The organism is Pseudonocardia sp. NPDC049154 (genome assembly GCF_040648315.1).
Classification (GTDB): domain Bacteria; phylum Actinomycetota; class Actinomycetes; order Mycobacteriales; family Pseudonocardiaceae; genus Pseudonocardia.
This window is the reverse complement of sequence record NZ_JBEZDN010000135.1, coordinates 1-21,028: the sequence shown is the minus strand read 5'-3', so window position 1 is coordinate 21,028 and position 21,028 is coordinate 1. Positions and strand designations below refer to the sequence as shown.

Here is a 21,028-nt window from a genome sequence, read left to right as displayed (position 1 = left end):
AGCAGTACGTCAAGAACTACACGCTCTACGTCGAGGCGCAGACCGAGGCGGAGCGGCTCAAGGCCACCGAGCAGACGCCGGCGCGCAAGCTCAAGACCATCGACGCCACCTCGCGGTGCAGCCGCTCGCTCTGCTCGGTCAGGTTCCGCGCCGCCGTCCGGGCGTCCTGCAGGGTGTAGGAGTCCGCGGCGGCCGCCGTGGACAGCCACAGCGTGAGCACCAGCCCGGTCGCGAGCAGCGCCATGATCAGCAGGACGAACTGCGCGCGGCCGCCGGTGGCGGTCTTCTGCCCGGCGCGCCGGGGGGTCCCGACGAGCCGGCGGGTGCGTTGGTCACGGCGCGCGTACGCGGCCTCGGCGGCCCCGGACCCGCGCCGCTGCGCGGGGACGGTGACGCTCCCCCGCTGGGCGGGGATCCGGCGGCTCGGCGCCTCGGTGCCCGTCCAGCTCACCGACACCGAGGGGCGACGGGTGCGGGTCCGGTCCGCGACCGGGGCACTCACGCCGCACCACCGGTGACGTCCGCCGGGTTGCTGCCGTCGTGTCGGATCATGCTGCGACCTCCCGGATGCGCTCGGCGGCCCGGCACCGCACGGAGGCGGCGCGCGGGTTCTGTTCGATCTCGTCGTCCGTGGCGACCTCGGCCCCACGGGTCAGCAGCCGCAGCTCCGGGCCGTGGCCCGGCAGCTCGACCGGCAGGTCCACCGGGGTCCGGGAGGTCGCGCGGGCGGTGAACTCCCGCTTGACCATCCGGTCCTCCAGCGAGTGGTAGGCGAGCACGACGACCCGCCCGCCCACCGCCAGCGAGTCGAGCGCGGCCGGCAGTGCCGTCCGCAGGGCCTCGAGCTCGCGGTTGACCTCGATCCGCAACGCCTGGAACGTGCGCTTGGCGGGATGCCCCCCGGTCCGCCGCGAGGCGGCGGGCACGGCGGCGTAGAGCAGCTCCACCAGGTCGGCGCTGCGGGTGAACGGTTCCTGCTGCCGGCGTCTCGCGACGGCCGAGGCGATGCGGCCGGCGAACCGCTCCTCCCCGTACTCCCGGAGGATCCGGGTCAGCTCGGGCACCGGGTAGGTGTTGAGGACCTCGGCCGCGGTGGGCCCCGTGGTGGGGTCCATCCGCATGTCGAGGTCGGCGTCGCGGGAGTAGGAGAAGCCGCGCTCGGCGGCGTCGAGCTGCAGCGAGGACACCCCGAGGTCGAACAGGATGCCGTCGACGCGCGGAAGCCCCAGCTCCGCGAGCACCTCGGCGATCCGGTCGTACACGGCGTGCACCAGGTGCGTGCGGCCGGCGTGGGCGGTCAGCCGCCGCCCGGCCAGCTCGAGCGCCTGCGGGTCACGGTCGAGGCCGACCAGGGTCAGCCGCGGGTGCGCCGCCAGCAACGCCGCCGAGTGGCCGCCGAGGCCCAGGGTGGCGTCGACCAGCACCGCCGACCGGTCTCGCAGGGCCGGTTCGAACAGCTCCAGTACGCGCGGCAGCATGACCGGCACGTGGGAGTGCGGACCCGGCTCGTCCTCCGTCGTGGACACCTGGTCACCTCCCGCCGCGCCCCGGCCCCGCGCCCGCACACGGAACCGCCCTGCATGCACAGCGGCCCGGGACCCGCCGGCGTCCCGAGCCGCTGTCGTCCCGCTCCAGCTCCCCAGCCTGGCGGGTGTGTACCGCTCGTGTCACCGTCCCCACCTGGCCGCCGTGCCGGCCGCCCCACCCCGACGGACCTGGCACCGGGGAAGGTGCGCCAGGGCCGTCGGGCCGGGAAGGCCTTCACGGCGTCCGGGTCGGGACGGCGACGGTGTCGCGTGTCGAAGACGGGGACCGCTCGCGGCCCGCGGTGCGGGCTCAGATCAGTCCGGGCAGAACCTCCTCCTGCGCCTTGGCGTAGTCCTCCTCGTGCCGCTCCTGGTACTCCTGCCAGGACTGCGCGTCCCAGATCTCGACGCGCGTGAAGGCGCCGATCACCACGCAGTCCTTGGTCAGTCCCGCGTACCGGCGCAGCTCCGGGGTGATGGCGATCCGGCCCTGGCCGTCGGGGTTCTGCTCGTCGGTGCCCGAGAAGAGGTTCCGCTGGAAGGCGCGGGCCGACTCGCTCGTCAGCGGCGCCGAGGCGACCTTGGTGGCCATCTCCGTGAAGGCCTCGCGGGTGAACACGTAGAGGCAGTGGTCCTGCCCTTTCGTGACCATGCACCCGCCCCGCAGTTCGTCCCGGAACTTCGCCGGCAGCGTGAGCCGCCCCTTGTCGTCCAGCCGTGGTGTGTAGGTGCCGAGGAACACCCACACCACCTCATCTCGGAGCCCCGTCTCGCTCCAACGGCGGCCACATTACCCCACTTCCCCCCACCGTCAACTCGAACAGACCCCTGACGCGGCCTCCGTTCGGTGTTTCAGCAGGTCGGATGACGTGGGGCTCGGTGGGGGGAATCCGGCGGCGGGCACATCCGGGCACCCGCCCCACCTGCACGGCTTCCACAAAACCCCAGGTCACGGCCGTGAGGGTGTAACGGTGGGGCGGGGTGGGGCGAGTGGTGGGGGGCGGTGGGGACCGCCGGTGGGGAGCCGTGGGGGTGCAGGTCGGGGCCCCGGACGGACGCCCCGGCGGGGTGGACGTGACACGTCCGGGGGACGGGCCCCGCACCCGTTTGACAGACTGGGGTGCAGAGTTCCCGTAGTTCCTCTGCGGTTCCCCGTGTCCGACCCGTCCGCGGACGCCCACGAACAGGAGCAGGCTTGACCACCAGCAGCCGTCAGGGCCCGCCGGTGACCGGCGAGAACGCGCCCGAGCCCCCGCCGCTGGCCGCCGTCGCCGACCTCACCGGCCGCATCGCGCAGAACGTGCAGCGGATCATCGTGGGCAAGCCCGAGGTCGTCCGGCTGGCGCTGGTCACCCTCCTCGCCGAGGGCCACCTGCTCGTGGAGGACGTCCCCGGGGTCGGCAAGACGTCGCTCGCCAAGGCGCTCGCCCGCTCGCTCGACTGCTCGGTCAGCCGCGTGCAGTTCACCCCGGACCTGCTGCCGGGCGACATCACCGGCATGTCCGTCTACAACCGGCAGACCGGGGAGTTCGAGTTCCGGCCCGGCCCGGTGTTCGCCAACGTCGTGATCGCGGACGAGATCAACCGCGCCTCGCCGAAGACCCAGTCGGCGCTGCTGGAGTGCATGGCCGAGCACCAGGTGACCGTGGACGGCGGCACCTACGGGCTGGCCAGCCCCTTCATGGTGGTCGCCACGCAGAACCCGGTGGAGATGGACGGCACCTACCCGCTGCCCGAGGCGCAGCGGGACCGCTTCACCGCGCGGATCAGCGTCGGCTACCCCGACCCTGCCGCCGAGCTCGCGATGATCGACGAGCACTCGGGCGCCGACCCGCTGGACACCTTGCGCCCGGTGGCCGACGCCCGCACCGTCCGCTCGGTGATCGAGGCCGTGCGCCGGATCCGGGTCGGCCAGGAGGTGCGGCAGTACTGCGTCGACCTCGTCGGCGCGACCCGGCGCCAGCCCGAGCTGCGGCTCGGCGCCTCCCCGCGCACCACCCTGCACCTCGTGCGGGCGGCGCGGGCCCAGGCGGCGCTGGCCGGGCGCGGCTACGTCGTCCCGGACGACGTGCAGGCGATCGCCGTCCCCGTCATCGCGCACCGGTTGACCGTCGCCCCCGAGGCCGGCGCGTCGCGGGTCACCGCCGCCGACGTCGTCCGCGGGTTGCTGTCGCGCATCCCGGTGCGGGCACCCTCGCGGGCGTGAGCTCCCGTCCGTCCGTGGGTCGCTCCGGGGCCCGCACCTTCGGGCTGACGGTCCGGGGGCGCAGCCTCCTGGCCGGCGGGGTCGCGACGGCCGTGTGCGCCGTCGTCCTCGACGAGCGCGACCTGCTCCGGATCGGGCTGGTCGTGTGCCTGCTGCCGCTGGTCTCGCTGCTCCTCGCCGTGCGCACCCGCCGCTCGGTGCAGGCCGCGCGCACACTGCTGCCCGCGCGCACCGCCGCGGGCACCCCGGCCGAGGTCGCCCTGGACCTGCGGGGCGGGCCCGTGCTCGGCGCCCTGCGCCTCGCCGACACGGTGCCCGACGCCGCCGGCCCCGTCCCGTCGACGCCACCGCGGTTCACCGTGCACCGGATCGGGAGCCGCGGCGCGCGCGTCACCTATCCCCTGCGGCCCGCCCTGCGCGGGGCCCACGGGGTGGGTCCGCTGACCGCGCGGGCCGTCGGCGCGCTGGGGCTGGCCGAGTTCACCCGCGAGATGCTCGCGCCGGACCGGCTGCTGGTCGTGCCCCGCGTCGTCGGGCTGCACGGGGCGCCGCGCGCGCTGGGCAGTGGCGAGGGCCTCCCCGGGGCTGCGGCCCAGCAGGGCCAGGGCAGCCCGGACGTGATGGTGCGGACCTACCGGCAGGGCGACGAGCTGCGCCGGGTGCACTGGAAGAGCACCGCCCGGCACGACGAGTTGATGGTCCGGCTCGAGGAGCGGCCCTGGCACGCGGGCGTCACCGTGCTGCTCGACCGCCGCGACGGGGCGCACCGCGGCCACGGCGCCGGCGCCAGCCTCGAGTTCGCGGTCACGCTGGCCGCCAGCATCGGCGCACACCTGCTGCGCCGCGGCGAGCCGGTCGAGGTGGTGACCGAGGACGGCACGCCGGTCGCCGCCGCCGAGGGTGGCCTCGAGCCGCTGCTCGACGGGCTGGCCGTGCTCCGCCCCGCCGCCCGGCCCGACCTGTCCGGCGCCTCCACCGCCGCCGGCCGGGACGTCGTCGCCGTGCTGGGGGCGTGCACGCCCGAGCAGACCGGGCAGCTCGCCGGCAGGCACCCCGGCGGCGGGTACGCGGTCCTGCTCGCGGTCGACACCTGGGACACGGCCGGCGAGCCGGCACCCGACCCCGCCGCGGCGGCCGAGGTGCTCCGCCGCGCGGGGTGGCACGTCACCGTCGCGAGCGCCGACCACACGCCCGAGCAGGCCTGGGACGCGCTCGTCGCCGGCAGCCCCGTGATCCCGGCGGGTGCGCGATGAGGACCACCGATCGAGGGGGCCGGCCGTGAGCACACCGACCGCCGTCCGTCCGGCCCCGCCCGCCGCCACTCCCCCGCCCGACCGCCCGCGCATCCGGTGGGTGGCCTCGGTGGCCGCCGGGCTCGCCGTCCTGCTCGCAGGCACCTGCCTGGTCGCCGTGGTGCAGGGCGGGACCTGGTTCGCCGACGGCGCGCTGGTCGTGGCCGTGGTCGTCGGGCTGGGGATCGCGCTTCAGCGGCTGGCCGCGGCGGCCGTCGCCGTCGGCCAGCTGCTCGGCGCGCTCCTCGTGCTCACCGGTCTGTTCGGCGACGACGCCGTGGCCGGCTTCCTGCCCGGCCCCGCGGCGTTCGGCGCCTTCGCCGACCACGTCACGGAGGCCGCCGCCCAGATCGACTCCGGCGTCGCGCCCGTGGTGCCGACAGCCGGAATGCTCTTCCTGATCACGGCCGCGTTCGGCCTGCTCACCGTGATCGTGCACGCCGTCTCGGTGTCCGCCGCGGCGCCCGCGGCGGCCGGAGTGCCGCTGCTGTGCATGGTCGCGGTGCCGGCCGCGCTGTCCGACGCGCTGCTGCCCTGGTGGGCGGTCACCTGCGCGGTCGCCGGGTACGGCCTCCTGCTCGTCGCGCGCGACGGCGCGGGACGGCGCGGGAGCGCCCTCGTGACCGGCGGGATCGCGGTCGTCGCGGTCGCCGGGGTGCTCGGGCTGCTGCTCGGCAGCGCGGCGACCGTCGTCGGCACGGCGGGGCGGTTCGTCAGCGGCGGCGCGGGCGGCGGCAACGGCGGGGCGATCGGGCTCAACCCGTTCACCTCGCTGCGCGGGCAGCTCACCCAGAGCGACCCGGTCGAGCTCTTCCGCACCACGGGGCTGCCGCGGCCGACCTACCTGCGCGCGCTGACCCTCTCCGACTACCGCGCCAACTCCGGCTGGCAGGCCGCGACGCCCCGGCCCGGCGTCCCGCTCGCGGGGCCGCTGACCGAGGACCCGGCGGAGGGCGAGCGAGTCCAGGTCGCGGTGCAGAACGTCGGTTTCCGGGACTACTGGCTCCCGCTCTACGGCCAGCCCGAGTCCGTGACCGGCGTCGACGCCGACCGGTGGGCCTACGACCGCAGCAGCGGCATCGCCTACACCCAGCGTCCGCGCGAGGAGGAGGCCTGGCAGGAGACGGCCGTCCTGCCCGCGCCGTCGGCGGACGAGCTGCGCTCGGCCGCGGGGCCCACGCGCGTGGACCCGGCGTACCGGGACACCGCCGGCGTCGATCCGCGGGTCGCGCAGATCGCCGCCGACGTCACGCAGGACGCCGCCACCCCGTTCGACAAGGCGATCGCGCTGGTCGAGTACTTCACCGGGCCGCAGTCGCAGTTCCGGTACAGCCTGGAGACCGCGCCGGGCAGCGGCGACGACGCCCTGGTCGACTTCCTCACCGTCGGGCGGGCGGGGTACTGCGAGCAGTTCGCCTCGGCGATGGCCGTGATGCTGCGGACGCAGGGCGTCCCGGCGCGGGTCGCCGTCGGGTTCACCGCCGGCACCGAGGGCGACGGCTACCGGAGCGTGAGCACCCGGGACGCGCACGCCTGGGTCGAGGCCTGGTTCCCCGGCTACGGGTGGACGACCTTCGACCCGACCCCGCTCACCGACGGCCGCACCGTCGTCCCGCCGTACGTCCTCGAGGCCGTGGCGGACGCCCCGCCCGGCGCCGAGCAGCCCGCCGCGCCGCAGGAGGAGGTGCCGCAGCCGGAGCCCCAGGCCGAGGCCCCGCAGCCGACGCCGGAACCGGCGCCGGCCGACATCCCGCAGCCCGACCCGACGGCCGCGGACCAGGACGGGGGCGTCCCGGTGATGGTCCCGCTCGTGGCGCTGCTGGTGGTGGCGCTGCTGGCCGGGCCGGCGGTCGCCCGGCGGGTGCTGCGGCGGCGCCGGCTCGCCGCGGCCACGGCGGGCGGCCCGGGCGCCGGGCGCGCGGCGTGGGACGAGGTGCTGGCGACCTCGCGGGACCGCTGCTCTGCGGTGTCCGACGGGGACACGGTCCGCGGGACCGCCCGGGCGGTCGTGGGCGCCCACGAGCTCGACAGCGCCGCGCAGGACGCGCTCCGCGAGATCGTGCGGCTGGTCGAGGCGGAGTGGTACGGCGACGAGCCGCCCGCCGAGGGCGCGCTCACCGGGCCGCTGCAGGCCGTGCTCGCCGCGATCGGCGGCTCCGGCCGGCGGGGCTGGAAGTCGTGGGTGCGGACCCTCGCCCCGCGCTCCCTGCTCACCAGCCTCCGGGCGCCGGCGAAGGACCGCACGCCGGCGGCCTGATCACGGCCCGGGGCTCACAGTGACCCGGCCCCTGGGCTCCCGCACGAACGAGCAGAGCCGCGGCCCGAGGGGCCGCGGCTCTGCTCGTGGTCGGGATCAGTCCTGTTCGAACCGCCGCCGGAAGCGCTCTTCCATGCGCCCGGTGAACCGGTTCTTGTCCGGCTCGGCCTGCTGGTCGTCCGACCCGCCGGCGGACTTGGCGGCCCCGCGGGCGCTGATCGCCAGCATCGTGCCCCCGAGCATGGCCAGGAAGCCGACCACGCTGACGACGGGGACCGCGCCGACGAGGTCGCGGAGCGGGGCGACCGCCACACCGACGACGAGCAGGACCAGGCCCACCGCGAAGAGCGCGATGCCCTGGAGCCGCCGGCGCCGGCTCGGTTTGCGCAGCTTGGAGCCGCGCACGGTCGAGGCGAACTTGGGGTCCTCGGCGTAGAGAGCACGCTCGATCTGTTCGAGCAGGCGCTGCTCGTGCTCGGAGAGGGGCATGACGTCCTCCGGCACAACGGTCACGGGATGTCCTGCCGACCGTGGTGCGCCGGTGGCGGGACGAGCGCCCGGGATGGGCGTCTGACCAAGAGGATACGAGGCAAAGCGCTGGTCCACTACCCGGAGGTCACAACCCGGGCAGACCGATCTTCGAACGGCCGCCCGCACCGGCCGAGAGGTGATCGATGTCACCTTTCCCGTCCAGGTGGGACAGCCGCCCGGACTGCTCGGAGCGCTCAGGGCGCGACGGCGCGCGCCAGGACGTGGAGCCGCGCGGCCACCTCGCGCAGGGCGGGGACGCCGGCGGCGAGGTCCTCGAGCTCCGCGGCACCACGCATGTCCGCGGGACCGCCGTCCCGGACGACGTGCGGCAGCCAGGCCTCGAGCAGCCCGTCGCCCTGCACGAGCTCGACGCGCAGCCGCCGGGTGTCCTCCAGCAGCGCCGTGACCGCGGGGCCGTCGAGCCGGCGGCGGAGGGTGTCGTCCGGCCCGTACCGCCCGTCCGGATCGGTGAGGACGGCGCGCGCCTCGTCCAGCCGACCGGCCAGGACGTGCCAGAGCACGGCGGCGTGCCGGCTGGAGGCCAGCACCGACACCGCTGCCCCCGGCGCCGCCACCGCGGCGAGCGAGGCCGCGGCCCGCGCCGGGTCGTCGACCACCTCGAGCAGCCCGTGCCCGAGCACCAGGTCGGCGCCGCCGGAGTCGATGAGATCGGCCACGACCTCGGGCAGCTGGTCCGCGTCGCCCTGCACCGGTGTGACGAGCGCGTGCACCTCGGCCTCGCGGGCGCGGCGCTCGAGCGCGGCCAGGGCGTTGGGGCTGACGTCGACGACCGTCACCGCGCAGCCCGCCGCGGCCAGGGGCACCGCCCACGAGCCGCTGCCGCCGCCGACGTCGACCACCCGGGGCCGGCCGTCGGGCCGGGCCGACCGCGCCCGCTCGACCTCCGCGTCGAGGACACGGCGGACCGCCCCGCCGCTCACGGTTCCCGGACGCTCGCCTGCCACCGCGTTCACACGGGCAGCGTAGTGCCGCCCGCACGTGCGGTGGCGGCGAGACGGTAGGTTGATCGCCGTGCATGTCGTCGCCACGCTGAGCCTGAAGGGCGGGGTCGGCAAGACCACCGTCGCCCTCGGTCTCGCCGGTGCCGCGCTGCACCACGGCATCCCCACCCTCCTCGTGGACCTGGATCCCCAGGCCAACGCCACCATCGCGCTCGACGTCGAGCCCACCACGGGCACCGTGGCGGACGTGCTGGACGAGCCGAGCCGCTCGGTGCTGCGCCGCGCCATCGCGACGAGCGCCTGGGGCGAGGGGCTGGACGTGCTGGTGGGCTCGGAGCAGAACGAGCGGCACAACCACCCGGACCCGAGCACCAAGCAGCTCGAGCGGCTGGCCCGTGCGCTGTCCCGGCTCGACGACCCCGACCTGGGCTCCAGCCTCGGCCGCACCGACGAGAAGCCCGGCGAGCCGTACCAGATGGTGATCATCGACTGCCCGCCCTCGCTGGGGCAGCTCACCCGCAGCGCGCTCGCGGCCTCGGACCGGGCGATCCTGGTGACCGACCCCACGATGTTCGCGGTGTCCGGGGTGCAGCGGGCCTTCGACGCCGTGCAGGCCGAGCGCGAGCGCGGCAACCCGGCCCTGCAGCCGCTCGGCGTGCTGGTCAACCGGGTGCGCCCGCGCAACGCCGAGCACGACTACCGGATCGCGGAGCTGCGCGAGCTGTTCGGCCCGCTCGTGTTCGGCAGCGTGCTGCCGGACCGCTCCGCGGTGCAGCAGGCCCAGGGCGCCTGCCTGCCGATCCAGTCCTGGGACACGCCCGGCGCCCGCGAGGTGGCGGCGGTGTTCACCGCCCTCCTCGGGCGGCTGCTGCGCTCCCGCTCCCGGGGCTGACTCCCGGGACCGAATCCGGGGGCGCAGGCTCAGCGGTCGACGAGCAGCTCCCGCACGATCCCCACGAACTGCTCGGCCTGCCGCAGCAGGTCGTCCGCCTCCCGGCGGCCGACCAGCCGGGAGATGCCCGCCTCGGCGGCTGCCCGGGTGTCCGAGCAGGACGCGAAGAACGCGGCCCACTCCCCCAGCTCCGGCGCGATGTCGCCGAGCAGCTGCCAGACGCTGCGCGGGCGCCCGCGCCGCTGCTCCGGGACCGCCCGCGCCGCCAGGACCGCGGCGCCGGCCCGCAGCGCGGCGAGGTACGCCGCCGGGTAGCGCAGCAGCGGCTCCGGTGCGCGGTAGCCGTCCGCCACGCACTCCGCGGCCTGCCGCAGCAGGCCCAGCGCCGCCTTCGACACGGGCGCGGCCGGCGCCCGCTCGCTCGTCGTGATCGTCATGTCCGCTCCTCCGGTCCTCACGCTCGATCTGCACACCCGCACCGGAGCGGGTCCCCGTGCCGTCCCCCGTGCCCTGCCCCGCACCGCCCGCGACCCCGGTGCCGGCCGGCACCCCCGGCCGCCGCTCATCCGGCCTCCGGCACGCGCACGAGGTCCCAGACGCCGGGCCCCGCGCGCATCCGCAGTACGAACTCCCGGGCGGGCTCCTGCGGCGACTCCGCCGACCGGGCCTCCACCCGCCAGCAGCGCAGCTGGTCGCCGCCGATCGGCATCGGCGACGGGAACGGCCACGGCGACTCCTCGATCCACCGCTCGCGGACGTCCGTGACCAGGTACCGGGACCCGCGCCGGGCGGGCCTGCGTTCGAACTCCACCGGCTCGCCCTCGAGCCAGCGGACCTGGACCGGTGCGGGCTCGCGGGGCCCGAACACCCGGGAGAAGGTGCTCACGGAGATCACTCCCCTTCCGGCCGGCTGGGATCCGGCTGGACACGAGCACCGGCCCGCGCCGGTGCGGGCCGGCGGGGTCGGTACGGACAGCGCAGACCGACCCGGGGAGGGAGTGCTTCCCCCACCCCGCCCCCGGGACCGACCTGGATCGAACATGCGTTCGACTCGTCCAGTGAAGCGTGTCCGGCGCGGGCCGTCAAGTCGGGACCGCGCCACCCCCGAGGACCTCGCGGAGGGCTCCCGTCTCGCGTGCGCACGCCCTTCTCCTACCGGTCGGCACCGACGGAATCGGTGCGGTCGCGGGGCGCCGTCCGTCGGCGCCCGCCCCCTGTTGCGTCCCGTGGTGAGATGGCCGCATGACCCGCCCGCGCCCGGAGCCCGCCCGATGACCGCGGCGCCCGCTCGGCCGCGGCTGGTCGCCCTGTCGTCGGTCGAGCTGGCCGACCACCTCGGCGAGGCGCTCGACGTCTACGTCGCCGCGATGGGCTACCCGCCCGGCACCGCGCGCCAGCGCCGCAACCTCTGGCTCGAGCACACCCGCCGTTCCGGGTGGCGGTCCGTGGGCTGGATGGACCCGGGCGGCCACCTGATCGGGATCGCCTACGGGTACTCGGGCGGCCCCGGGCAGTGGTGGTTCGAGGAGGTCCGGCGGGGCCTCGCCGCGCGCGGCGCCGCCCGGGACCCCGCCCAGCCGGACTGGCTGCACGACTACTTCGAGCTCACCGAGCTGCACGTCCGGCCGGACGCGCAGGGCTCCCGGCTCGGCGAGGGCATGCTGCGTGCGCTGCTCGCCGGCGTCGGGCACCGCATGGTCCTGCTGTCCACACCGGAGTACGCCCCGCGCGCCCCCGGCCGGGCGTGGCGGCTCTACCGCAGGCTCGGGTTCGAGGACGTGCTGCGCGACCACCGGTTCACCGGCGACAGCAGGCCCTTCGCCGTGCTCGGCCGGACCCTGCCGCTGCCGCCGGCCCCCGAACGCGGGTGACCCGGCCCGTCGCTGCGCGGCCCCGGGGGCGGGCGATGGCACGATGACCGCCGTGCAGTCCCCGCCCGCTCCCCGCCGCGACCGACCCGGCCCCGATGGTCACGGGCCCGACCGTCACGGCCCCGATCACGGGCCCGACCGTCACGGCCCCGACCGTCACGGCCCCGACCGTCACGGCCCCGACCGCGCGTCCCGGTTCCGCCGGGCCGTGTCCGTGCTCGTCCTCGTGGCCATGGCGGTCGCGATGCTGGGCGGCTGCGCCCGCGTGCGGGCGGCCCTCGCCGTGCAGCCGGACGACACCGTGACCGGCGAGATCGTGATCGCCACGCCGGAGAAGGGCCCGGACGACAAGGGCCCGGCGATCACCGTGCCGTCCGCGCTGGCGTCCGACGTGGACGTGTCCGAGTACCGGCAGGACGGCTACACCGGATCGGTGCTGCGGTTCTCCGGGCTGTCGTTCGACCAGGTCGGACAGCTCACCGCGGCGGGCGGCCCCGGCGGCGAGCGCGCGCACCTCACCCTGCGCCGCGCCGGCAACCGGATCGTGCTCGAGGGGGCGGCCGACCTCACCACCGTCCCGGTCGACCGGGCCGACTTCCAGCTCAAGGTCAGCTTCCCGGGCGAGGTCCTGGACACCAACGGCGACTCCGAGGCCGGCACGGTGAGCTGGAACTTCACCCCGGGCGAGGTCGGCGACGTCAACGCCGTGGTGGCCTACGACGACCCGCAGGCCCCCTCGGCCACGGCCTGGTCGCTCGGGCTCGCGGTGATCGTGCTCGGCGCCGTCGCGGCCGTGGTCGCGCTGGCCCGGCGCACCCGCAACCCGCCGGTGCGCCGGTAGGTCACGGCAGGGCGGCCGTGGAGGGCAGGGCGGGCTCGCGGGCCAGCCCCAGCCGCTCGACCAGCTCGGCCGTGGCCAGGGACCGGTTCAGCGTGTAGAAGTGCAGCCCGCGCACCCCCTCGCCGAGCAGCTTGCGGCACAGCTCCTCGGTGAGGTCGAGGCCGGCGGCGCGGAAGGCGGCCGGGTCGTCCGCGTAGGGCTCCAGCCGCTCGGCCAGCCCGGGCGGCAGCGGCGCGCCGGAGAGCTCCGGCCCGCGGCGCAGCGTCTTGACGCTGAGCAGCGGCATGATCCCCGGCAGCAGCGGCACCTCGCAGCCCGAGGCGGCCAGCCGGTCCCGCAGCCGGAGGAAGCCGTCCGGCTCCCAGAACAGCTGGGTGATGGCGAAGTCCGCGCCCGCCCGGATCTTCGCCAGCAGCCGCTGCAGGTCGCTGTCGAGGTCGGCCGAGCGCGGGTGACCGTACGGGAAGGCCGCCACGCCCACGCAGAACGAGCCGGACCGCTTGACCAGCCGGACCAGGTCGTCGGCGTAGGTCAGGCCCTCTGGGTGGGCCACCCAGTCGCCGAGCGGGTCCCCGGGCGGGTCGCCCCGGACCGCGAGGACGTTGCGGATGCCGGCGGCGGCGTACGAACCGATGACGTGCCGCAGCTCCGCCACCGAGTGCGAGACGGCCGTGAGGTGCGCCATCGCGACGAGCGTGGTGTCCGTGGCGATCCGGGCCGTGGTCCGGATCGTCCGGTCCCGGCTGGAGCCGCCTGCGCCGTAGGTGACCGACACGAACGCGGGATCGAGGGGCTCGAGGCGCCGGATCGCCTTCCAGAGCTCCGCCTCCCCCTGCTCGTCCTTGGGCGGGAAGAACTCGACCGAGAAGACGGGGCGGTCCGCACCGATCCGGTCGATCACCGAGGTGCGCGGCTGCGCGGTTCGCGTGGTCACCTGTTCAGCCTACGGTCGTGCGTCGGCGCGCCCAAGATGCGTCCCGCCGATACGCTCGCCGCGTGGTTCATCCCTCCCCGCCCACGAACGTCCTACCGGGTCCGGCACCCGAGCCCGTGGGGGCCGTCGAGCTCCGCACGCAGGTGGAGCAGGCCCTGGAGGACTACCTCCTGCGCCGGCGCGAGGACGCCGCGGCGATCGGCCCCGTGTTCGCCGACGCCGTCGACTCGCTCGTCCGGTTCGTCCTGAGCGGGGGCAAGCGGATCCGCCCCACCTTCGCCTGGTGGGGCTGGCGCGGCGCGGGCGGCGACCCCGCCGACGCGCAGGCGCCGGCCGTGCTGCGCGCGATCAGCGCGCTGGAGCTCATCCAGGCCTCCGCGCTGGTGCACGACGACCTGATGGACGCCTCGGCCACCCGCCGCGGCCGGCCCACGGTGCACGTCGAGTTCGCCGGCCGGCACGCCGACGCCGGCTGGTCCGGGCCGCCCGCCCGGTTCGGCGCCGCGGCGGCGATCCTGCTCGGCGATCTGGCCCTGACCTGGGCGGACGACATGTACCACGAGTCCGGGCTCGACGCGGAGACCCTGTCCCGCGCCCGGAGCCCGTGGCGCGGCATGCGCACCGAGGTGCTCGGCGGGCAGTACCTGGACGTCCTCACCCAGGCGACCGGCGACGACTCCCCCGGCGCCGCCCTGCGCATCGACCGGTTCAAGACGGCGGCCTACACGGTGGAGCGCCCGCTGCACCTGGGCGCGGCCCTCGCCGGCGCGCCGGACCGGCTCGTGACGGCGTACCGGCGGTTCGGCGCGGACATCGGCGTGGCCTTCCAGCTGCGGGACGACCTGCTCGGCGTCTACGGCGACCCCGAGGTCACCGGCAAGCCCGCCGGCGACGACCTCCGGGAGGGCAAGCGCACCCTGCTGGTCGCGCTCGCCCTGGAACGGGCCGGCGACGGGCCCGCCCGCGCCGCGATCACCGGCGCGCTCGGCGACCCCGACCTGGACCCCGCCGCCGTCGAGCGGCTGCGGGACCTGTTCACCGAGCTGGGCGCGGTACAGGCCGTCGAGCAGCGCATCGCCGCGCTGACCGGGGCGGCGCTCGACGCGCTCACGGCCGCCGACATCGCCGAGCCCGCCGCGACGGCGCTGCAGGAGCTCGCCGTGCGGGCCACCCGCCGGCACCGGTGACGCGCCGGTGAGACGACTGGAGGGACCGACCGACCACGTCGTGGTCGTCGGGGCCGGGCTCGCGGGCCTGTGCGCGGCGCTGCACCTGCTCGGCGCCGGCCGCCGGGTCACGATCGTCGAGCGGGACGAGCACCCGGGCGGCCGGGCGGGCCGGCTGGACCTCGAGGGCCCGTCCGGCACGTACCGGGTCGACACCGGGCCCACCGTGCTGACCATGCCGGAGCTGCTCGACGAGGCGCTCGGCGCGGTCGGGGACTCGCTGGCCGCCCGGCTGGACCTGGTCCGCCTCGACCCGGCCTACCGCACCACCTTCGCCGACGGCACCACCATCGACGTCCACACCGACGCCGAGGCGATGGAGGCCGAGGTCCGCGCCACCTGCGGCCCGGAGGCGGCCGACGGCTACCGCCGGCTGCGCGGCTGGCTGACCGACCTCTACCGCACCGAGATCGACTCCTTCATCGGCGCGAACTTCGACTCGCCGCTGTCGCTCCTCGGCCCCGACCTGGTCCGGCTGGCCGCGCTGGGCGGGTTCGGCCGGCTCGGCCCGCGGATCGCCCGGTACCTGCCCGACGAGCGGCTGCGCCGGATCTTCTCCTTCCAGGCCCTGTACGCCGGGGTCGCGCCGGACCGTGCGCTCGGCGCGTACGGCGTGATCGCCTACATGGACACGATCGCCGGGGTGTACTTCCCGCGCGGCGGCATGCGGCAGGTCGGCGACGCGCTCGCGGCCGCGGCCGTCGACGCCGGGGCCGAGCTGCTGACCGGCCGCGAGGTCACCGGGCTGGAGCGCCGCGACGGGCGCGTCGCCGCTGTCCGGCACACCGCCGCGGACCGGACCGACGGGGCCGCGCCGGAGCGCCTGGCCTGCGACGCCGTGGTCCTCACCCCGGACCTGCCCGTCGCCCACCGGCTGCTCGGTGGCGCGCCCCGGCGGCCGGTGCCGGTGCGCTGGGCGCCGAGCGCGGTCGTCGCGCACCTGGGCGTGGCCACCCCGCGGCACGAGCTCGCGCACCACACCATCTCCTTCGGGGCGGCGTGGGAGCGGACCTTCGCGGAGATCATCGACGAGGGCCGGCTGATGAGCGATCCGTCGCTGCTGGTCACCCGGCCGACGGCGACCGACCCGACGCTCGCGCCGGCGGGCCGGGACCTGCTCTTCGTCCTGGCGCCGTGCCCGAACCTCGAGCGGGCGGGCCTGGACTGGGACCGGGTCGGCCCGGCCTACCGGGACGAGCTGCTCGGCGTGCTGGAGAAGCGCGGGATCACCGGCCTCACCGGCGATGTCGAGGTGTCGGCGCTGGTCACGCCGGCCGACTGGGCGCGCCAGGGGCTGGCCGCGGGCACGCCGTTCTCGGCGGCGCACACCTTCGCGCAGACCGGGCCCTTCCGGTCCCGGAACCTCCCGCGGCGGTTCGGCAACGTCGTGCTCGCGGGCTGCGGGACCACGCCCGGCGTCGGCATCCCGCCCGTCGTCCTGTCCGGGAGGCTGGCCGCCGCGCGCGTGACCGGGGCGTGACCCTGCCGTGATCAGGCGGGGTCCGGAGCGGACGGAGGAGCCACCCGTGCGAGCATGGGCCCCGACATGACCGCGCAGCCCACCCGACCGGCGACCGGGCCGGAGCCGACCGACCCGGCAGGTTCCCCGGTGCCCAGCGACGTCCCCACGGCCACGGCGCTCGCCCCGGACGACGGGCGGCGCGGGTCGCCACCGGCCGCCGGGACGGGCGCCCCGAGCCCCTCGCCCGGCCTCTGGTCCCGCCTCGGGAACCCGCCGCGCAAGCCGCTCTGGCTCGGCTTCACGGCGTCCGTGACGCTGCTGGTCGGTGGCGTGGGCGCCGGCGGCACGCTGATCCACGACCCGATCCTCACCAACGGCCCGCTCGGCTTCTGGCGCTTCGGCCACGGCAAGGAGCTGGCCACCGCGCTGATGTACGTCGGCGTCGTGCTGATGGCGTGGGCGTGGGTCCAGCTCGGACGCGAGGTGCTCGCCCGCCGCGTCGGCGGCCGGGCCGTGCTCGCCACCTCCGTGGTGTGGATGCTCCCGCTGCTGGTCGCGCCGCCGCTGTTCACCCGGGACATCTACAGCTACCTCGCCCAGGGCGCCCTGCCGGTGTTCGGCTTCGACCCGTACGCGGTCGGGCCCGAGGCGATGCCGGGCACCTTCACCGACAACGTCCACTACTTCTGGCAGGACACCCCGGCGCCGTACGGCCCGCTGTTCATCCTGATCGCGAAGGCGTGGGCCTGGGTCACGGTGCAGGCCGGCACCAACATGGTGCTCGGCGTGATCGGCATGCGGCTGATCATGTGCGTCGGCCTGGTCCTGCTGATCTGGACGCTGCCGGAGCTCACGCGCCGCCTCGGCGGGCGGCCCGCGGTGGCCCTGTGGGTCGTCGTCGCCAACCCCGTGATGGTCATCCACCTCGTCGGCGGCGGGCACAACGACCTGTTGCTCGTCGGGTTCCTGGCCGTCGGCTGCCTGGCGATGCTGCGCGGGAAGCACGTGCTCGGCATCGCGCTGGTCACCCTGGCGATGGCGACGAAGGCCAGCGCCGCCGTCGCGCTGCCGTTCATGGTGCTGATCTGGGCCGCGCAGCTCGAGGGCACGTTCCTCCGCCGGCTGGTCCGCGCCGGGGCGGCGAGCATCGCGGTGTTCCTCGTGGTGTTCGCCGGCGTCACCGTGGCCGCCCACGTCGACCTGGGGTGGCTGCCGGCGCTCAGCGCGCCGTCGATGATCGTGAACTGGTTGTCGCTGCCCACCGGGCTCGGCGAGTTCGTGCACACCGCCCTCGGCGGCGTGGCCCCGCTGCCCAAGCAGCCCTTCATCAACGTCGCGCGGGTGATCGGCGCGATCGCGCTGGTCACGATCGTCGCGGTGCAGTGGTGGCGTGCCCGCGGCGGCGGCCCCGACGCCGTCCGTCGCGCCGGGATCGCGCTGCTCGCCGTCGCCCTGCTCTCCCCGGCCACGCTGCCCTGGTACCTCAGCTGGGGCATGGCGATCCTCGCGATGGTCCCGTGGAGCGCCCGCGGCCTGCAGTGGCTGGTCTTCGGCTCGCTGTGGCTGATGATCGTCTACTACCCGAGCGGCGAGGCCGGCCTCTACAACTGGGGCTACCTCGCGGTGTGCGCCGTGCTGGCCTGGGTCGCGGCCCGCGCGCTGCTGCGGCCGGACCCGCTGGGCTTCCGCCGGCCGAAGCCGGTCCCGGCCCGGGCCGCGCTCCCGGACGTCGAACCCTCCCGTGCGTCCGCAGTCGGCGGCCGCTGAGCTCGACGCGGCCGGGATCACCGATCCCGCGCTGCGCCGCGCCTACACCGAGTGCCGCGCGCTCAACGCCCGGTACGGACGCACGTACTTCCTCGCCACCCGGCTGCTCACGCCGGATCGCAGGCCCGCGATCCACGCGCTCTACGGCTTCGCCCGGCACGCGGACGACATCGTCGACGACCTGGGCGCCGGCGCCTCCACCGAGGAGCGCGAGGCGGTGCTCGACGAGCTCGGCCTCGACCTGGTCAGCGCGTTCTCCGGCGACGACCCGGGCACCCAGCCCGTGGTCACGGCCGTCGCGGACACCGTGCGCCGGCACGGGATCGACCCGCGGCTGTTCTCCCCGTTCCTCACGTCCATGCGGATGGACACGCACGTCACCGGCTACGCCACCACGGCCGAGCTCGACACCTACGTCCACGGCTCCGCCGCCGTGATCGGCCTGCAGGTGCTGCCCGTTCTCGGGTCCGACGCGCCCGCGGAGGCCGCCCCGCACGCCGCCGCGCTCGGCGTGGCCTTCCAGATGACCAACTTCCTGCGGGACGTCGGCGAGGACCTCGACCGCGGCCGCGTCTACCTCCCGGCCGACGAGCTGGCCGCGTTCGGCGTGGACCGCGAGCTGCTGGCCTGGTGCCGGACCCGCCGGACCACCGAGCCGCGGGTCCGCCGCGCCCTCGCCCACCTGGTCGCCCGCACGCGCGCGGTGTACCGGCGGGCGGAGCCGGGGATCGCGATGCTCGCGCAGGAGTCCCGGGACTGCGTGCGCTGCGCCTTCACGCTCTACGGCGGGATCCTCGACGAGATCGCCGCCGCGGGCTACGAGGTGCTGCACCGCCGGGTCACGGTCCCCCGGCGCCGCCGGCTGGCGGTGGCCGGGCCGGCGCTCGCCCACGCCGTCTGGACCCGCCACCGGCCCTGAGGGCCGCACGACGGGTCAGAACGCCATTGCCTGGGCGCGCCGCTTGATCTCGCGGTGCCGCCCGGCCCGGATGGCCGCGATCGGGGTCCCGGGCAGGCTCTCGTCCTCGGTGAAGAGCCAGCGCAGGATGTCGGTGTCGGGGTAGCCGCCGTCGCGCAGCACGGTGATCGTGCCGGACAGGCCCTTCACCACCGCGTTGCCGTCGAGGAAGTCCGCGGGCACGCAGGTGGTTCCCTCGCGCCTCAGCGAGAGCAGCTGACCGTCCTTGATCAGCTGGTGCACGCGGGTCCGCGGGACCGAGAGGATCTCGGCGACCTCCGTGGCCGGCAGGACGGCGACGTCGTCGGACAGGACGGGTGTCGTCCCGTTCGTCTCACTCACGCGCGTCACCATGCCACAGCCCGGCCTGCCGAGGGGAGACGCGCGGGACAAGATTGCCCGGGCGGTACCGTCGGGGGGTGACCGCCCCGCCCGGCTCCCCCGGAGCCCTGATCGACGCGCGGTACCGGATCGGGCCGGTCCTGGCCCGCGGCGGGATGTCCACCGTGCACAGGGGACTCGACACCCGGCTGGACCGCCCGGTCGCGATCAAGATCATGGACCCGCGGCTGGCGGCGGACCCGACCTTCCGGGCCCGGTTCGAGCGGGAGGCGCGCTCCGCGGCGCGGATCGACCACCCCCACGTCGTCGACGTGCACGACCAGGGCCGGTGCACGCCGCCCGGCGGCGAGCCGACCCTGTTCCTGGTGATGGAGCTGGTCGACGGCGGCACGTTGCGGGACCTCCTGCGCCGCCGCGGCGCGCTCGGCGTGCCCGCGACCTTCGCGGTGCTCGAGCCGGTCCTCTCCGGCCTCGCGCAGGCGCACCGCCTCGGCATGGTGCACCGGGACGTCAAGCCCGAGAACGTGCTGATCGGCCGGGACGGCAGCGTCAAGGTCGCCGACTTCGGCCTGGTCACCGCGGCCGCCGAGGCCGGGGTCAGCCATGCCGGGATGATCCTCGGGACGATGGCGTACCTGTCCCCCGAGCAGGTCGCCACCGGTCAGGCGGACGCGCGCAGCGACGTCTACGCGGCCGGCGTCCTCTGCTACGAGCTGCTCACCGGCGCCCCGCCCTACACCGGCGACAACGCCCTGTCGGTCGCCTACCGGCACGTGAACGACGACGTGCCGCCGCCCTCGGCGGTCGCGACCGACGTCCCGCCGGAGCTCGACGCTCTCGTCCGCCGCGCCACCTCGCGCGACCCCGACCGCCGCCCGGCCGACGCCGCGGCGTTCCTCGCCGAGCTCGTGCGGCTGCGGGAGTGGCTCGCCGTGCCTCAGGTGCCGGTCCCGCTGCCGCCCCCGCCTCCCCTCGAGGAGCAGGACACCGTGCCGGCCGAGCCCCTCGCGCTGGAGGCCGCGCCCGAGCCCGCGGGCCCCGGGGGCACCCGTGCGCTGAGCCGGGCGGAGTACGATCCGCCGACCGCGATCGACCGTGGTCCGGGGCGGCACGGCACGGCGTCGGCCCCGCGGCCCGACGCCCTGCCGGACCACCGCATCGCCCGGCGACGCGGGCGCAGGGTGTTCGCGCTGTGGATCGTGCTCCTGCTGCTGCTCGGCCTGGTCGTCGGCGGCGCGGCGTGGTGGCTGGGTTCGGGCCGCTGGACGTCGATGCCGGCGGTCGTCGGGCTGGACCGGTCCGCCGCCGAGCAGCTGCTCACCCAGGCGGACCTGGCGTGGTCGGTCACCGAGCAGCACCACGACGACGTCGCGGCCGACCGCGTCGCCGCCGCCGACCCCGCCGTGGACTCCCGGCTGCTCCGGGGCAGCTCGGTCACCCTCACGGTCTCGACCGGCCGCCCGGTCGTCCCGGCGATCGCCGAGGGCAGCACCGTGGAGCAGGCGCAGCAGGTGCTGCAGGCCGCGCAGCTCACGCCCGCGACCTCGGCGTCCGCGGCGGAGTTCAGCGGCACCGTGCCGCAGGGCGCGGTGCTCCGCACGGACCCGCCGGCCGGCACCCCGCTCCCGATCGGCGGCTCGGTCACCCTCGTGCTGAGCAAGGGGGTGGAGCCGCCCGCGGAGGTCGACGTCCCGCTCGTGATCGGCGACCGGCTCGACGAGGCCCGGAAGCGTCTCGAGCGCCGCGGGCTGGAGGTCGACGTGGAGCGGGGCTTCCCGTTCGGCCGGGAGAACCCTCGGGTGGTCAACCAGGACCCGGGCCCGGGGACCGCGGTCGAGGAGGGCTCGACCGTCACCCTCACCGTCTTCTAGGAGGCTGCTGAAAAGGTCGCGGCGTGGGTTCGGGTGTTGATCTCGCCCGGCTGGCAGGCTGGGCGGGTGCAGGGTCGGTCTGATCCGCAG

The 21,028-nt window shown here is 76.1% G+C and carries 20 protein-coding genes; 11 read left to right on the top strand and 9 right to left on the bottom strand.

From position 1 onward, the window contains the following. Positions 1-25 precede the first annotated feature (25 nt). The 3 genes from AB0B41_RS36850 to mraZ all read right to left on the bottom strand — a co-directional run bounded on the left by AB0B41_RS36850 (position 26) and on the right by mraZ (position 2,268). Positions 26-502, bottom strand: coding sequence for a hypothetical protein (locus AB0B41_RS36850; RefSeq protein ID WP_358211668.1), 477 nt, complete (start codon positions 500-502; stop codon positions 26-28). 46 nt (positions 503-548) lie between these two features. Beyond that, the gene (gene rsmH / locus AB0B41_RS36845) at positions 549-1,526 is read right to left on the bottom strand and encodes a 16S rRNA (cytosine(1402)-N(4))-methyltransferase RsmH (RefSeq protein WP_358211667.1); all 978 of its coding nucleotides are present in this window, start codon (positions 1,524-1,526) and stop codon (positions 549-551) included. A gap of 310 nt (positions 1,527-1,836) precedes the next feature. Beyond that, entirely contained in the window at positions 1,837-2,268 is a 432-nt protein-coding gene (gene mraZ, locus AB0B41_RS36840) for a division/cell wall cluster transcriptional repressor MraZ (RefSeq protein WP_358211666.1), read from the bottom strand. Between the two features lie 516 nt (positions 2,269-2,784). Here mraZ and AB0B41_RS36835 point away from each other — a divergent pair. Genes AB0B41_RS36835 through AB0B41_RS36825 form a run of 3 tightly spaced genes read left to right on the top strand, consistent with a single transcriptional unit; the run spans position 2,785 to position 7,281 of the window. Next, positions 2,785-3,732, top strand: a complete 948-nt coding sequence (locus tag AB0B41_RS36835) for a MoxR family ATPase (RefSeq protein ID WP_358211671.1) — start codon at positions 2,785-2,787, stop codon at positions 3,730-3,732. Next, positions 3,729-4,985 (top strand): DUF58 domain-containing protein, encoded by a 1,257-nt coding sequence (locus AB0B41_RS36830; protein ID WP_358211665.1) that lies wholly within the window; start codon positions 3,729-3,731, stop codon positions 4,983-4,985. The genes AB0B41_RS36835 and AB0B41_RS36830 overlap by 4 nt, the downstream gene beginning before the upstream one ends. A 25-nt stretch (positions 4,986-5,010) precedes the next feature. Beyond that, positions 5,011-7,281: a transglutaminaseTgpA domain-containing protein gene (locus tag AB0B41_RS36825; protein ID WP_358211664.1), complete on the top strand. Its 2,271-nt coding sequence runs from the start codon at positions 5,011-5,013 to the stop codon at positions 7,279-7,281. A 96-nt stretch (positions 7,282-7,377) separates the two neighbouring features. Here the strand turns inward: AB0B41_RS36825 and AB0B41_RS36820 are convergent, their stop codons facing one another. Together AB0B41_RS36820 and AB0B41_RS36815 are read right to left on the bottom strand one after the other, a co-directional pair. Then, positions 7,378-7,770 (bottom strand): DUF3040 domain-containing protein, encoded by a 393-nt coding sequence (locus AB0B41_RS36820; RefSeq protein ID WP_358211670.1) that lies wholly within the window; start codon positions 7,768-7,770, stop codon positions 7,378-7,380. Positions 7,771-8,006: 236 nt separating this feature from the next. Continuing rightward, positions 8,007-8,786 carry a class I SAM-dependent methyltransferase gene (locus AB0B41_RS36815; RefSeq protein ID WP_358211663.1) on the bottom strand — a complete coding sequence of 260 codons (780 nt, stop codon included), beginning with the start codon at positions 8,784-8,786 and terminating at the stop codon, positions 8,007-8,009. 58 nt (positions 8,787-8,844) lie between these two features. Here AB0B41_RS36815 and AB0B41_RS36810 point away from each other — a divergent pair, with 58 nt between their 5' ends. Beyond that, positions 8,845-9,666, top strand: coding sequence for a ParA family protein (locus AB0B41_RS36810; RefSeq protein WP_358211662.1), 822 nt, complete (start codon positions 8,845-8,847; stop codon positions 9,664-9,666). 29 nt (positions 9,667-9,695) lie between these two features. On the opposite strand, the gene AB0B41_RS36805 is transcribed toward AB0B41_RS36810, so the two are convergent. Both AB0B41_RS36805 and AB0B41_RS36800 read right to left on the bottom strand, forming a co-directional pair. Then, positions 9,696-10,103, bottom strand: coding sequence for an SAV_6107 family HEPN domain-containing protein (locus AB0B41_RS36805; RefSeq protein WP_358211661.1), 408 nt, complete (start codon positions 10,101-10,103; stop codon positions 9,696-9,698). Between the two features lie 125 nt (positions 10,104-10,228). After that, positions 10,229-10,552, bottom strand: coding sequence for a hypothetical protein (locus AB0B41_RS36800; RefSeq protein ID WP_051736904.1), 324 nt, complete (start codon positions 10,550-10,552; stop codon positions 10,229-10,231). A gap of 385 nt (positions 10,553-10,937) precedes the next feature. On the opposite strand from AB0B41_RS36800, the gene AB0B41_RS36795 reads away from it, so the two are divergent. Both AB0B41_RS36795 and AB0B41_RS36790 read left to right on the top strand, forming a co-directional pair. Next, positions 10,938-11,537 carry a GNAT family N-acetyltransferase gene (locus tag AB0B41_RS36795; protein ID WP_358211660.1) on the top strand — a complete coding sequence of 200 codons (600 nt, stop codon included), beginning with the start codon at positions 10,938-10,940 and terminating at the stop codon, positions 11,535-11,537. A 208-nt stretch (positions 11,538-11,745) separates the two neighbouring features. Beyond that, the gene (locus tag AB0B41_RS36790; RefSeq protein ID WP_358211659.1) at positions 11,746-12,378 is read left to right on the top strand and encodes a DUF3153 domain-containing protein; all 633 of its coding nucleotides are present in this window, start codon (positions 11,746-11,748) and stop codon (positions 12,376-12,378) included. A 1-nt stretch (position 12,379) separates the two neighbouring features. Here AB0B41_RS36790 and metF read toward each other — a convergent pair whose 3' ends face one another. After that, positions 12,380-13,312 carry a methylenetetrahydrofolate reductase [NAD(P)H] gene (metF, locus tag AB0B41_RS36785; protein ID WP_358211658.1) on the bottom strand — a complete coding sequence of 311 codons (933 nt, stop codon included), beginning with the start codon at positions 13,310-13,312 and terminating at the stop codon, positions 12,380-12,382. Between the two features lie 170 nt (positions 13,313-13,482). Here metF and AB0B41_RS36780 point away from each other — a divergent pair, with 170 nt between their 5' ends. The 4 genes from AB0B41_RS36780 (at position 13,483) to AB0B41_RS36765 (ending at position 18,686) form a co-directional block, all read left to right on the top strand. Beyond that, the gene (locus AB0B41_RS36780) at positions 13,483-14,499 is read left to right on the top strand and encodes a polyprenyl synthetase family protein (protein WP_358211669.1); all 1,017 of its coding nucleotides are present in this window, start codon (positions 13,483-13,485) and stop codon (positions 14,497-14,499) included. A 7-nt stretch (positions 14,500-14,506) separates the two neighbouring features. After that, a complete protein-coding gene (gene crtI / locus AB0B41_RS36775) occupies positions 14,507-16,018 on the top strand; it encodes a phytoene desaturase family protein (RefSeq protein ID WP_358211657.1) in 1,512 nt (503 codons plus the stop codon). Between the two features lie 129 nt (positions 16,019-16,147). Beyond that, positions 16,148-17,767, top strand: coding sequence for a polyprenol phosphomannose-dependent alpha 1,6 mannosyltransferase MptB (gene mptB / locus AB0B41_RS36770; RefSeq protein ID WP_358211656.1), 1,620 nt, complete (start codon positions 16,148-16,150; stop codon positions 17,765-17,767). Beyond that, positions 17,742-18,686, top strand: coding sequence for a phytoene/squalene synthase family protein (locus tag AB0B41_RS36765; protein ID WP_358211655.1), 945 nt, complete (start codon positions 17,742-17,744; stop codon positions 18,684-18,686). The genes mptB and AB0B41_RS36765 overlap by 26 nt, the downstream gene beginning before the upstream one ends. Before the next feature lie 15 nt (positions 18,687-18,701). Here the strand turns inward: AB0B41_RS36765 and AB0B41_RS36760 are convergent, their stop codons facing one another. Continuing rightward, positions 18,702-19,079: an Rv2175c family DNA-binding protein gene (locus AB0B41_RS36760; protein ID WP_358211654.1), complete on the bottom strand. Its 378-nt coding sequence runs from the start codon at positions 19,077-19,079 to the stop codon at positions 18,702-18,704. A 65-nt stretch (positions 19,080-19,144) separates the two neighbouring features. Between AB0B41_RS36760 and pknB the strand changes: the two genes are divergently transcribed. Next, positions 19,145-20,938: a Stk1 family PASTA domain-containing Ser/Thr kinase gene (pknB, locus tag AB0B41_RS36755; RefSeq protein ID WP_358211653.1), complete on the top strand. Its 1,794-nt coding sequence runs from the start codon at positions 19,145-19,147 to the stop codon at positions 20,936-20,938. Positions 20,939-21,028 lie beyond the last annotated feature (90 nt).

Bases quoted from the DNA above. Each gene is read 5' to 3' on its own strand.
- AB0B41_RS36795 (WP_358211660.1), top strand. From the start codon at position 10,938: ATGACCGCGGCGCCCGCTCGGCCGCGGCTGGTCGCCCTGTCGTCGGTC.
- AB0B41_RS36820 (WP_358211670.1), bottom strand. From the start codon at position 7,770: ATGCCCCTCTCCGAGCACGAGCAGCGCCTGCTCGAACAGATCGAGCGT.
- AB0B41_RS36805 (WP_358211661.1), bottom strand. From the start codon at position 10,103: ATGACGATCACGACGAGCGAGCGGGCGCCGGCCGCGCCCGTGTCGAAG.
- AB0B41_RS36760 (WP_358211654.1), bottom strand. From the start codon at position 19,079: ATGGTGACGCGCGTGAGTGAGACGAACGGGACGACACCCGTCCTGTCC.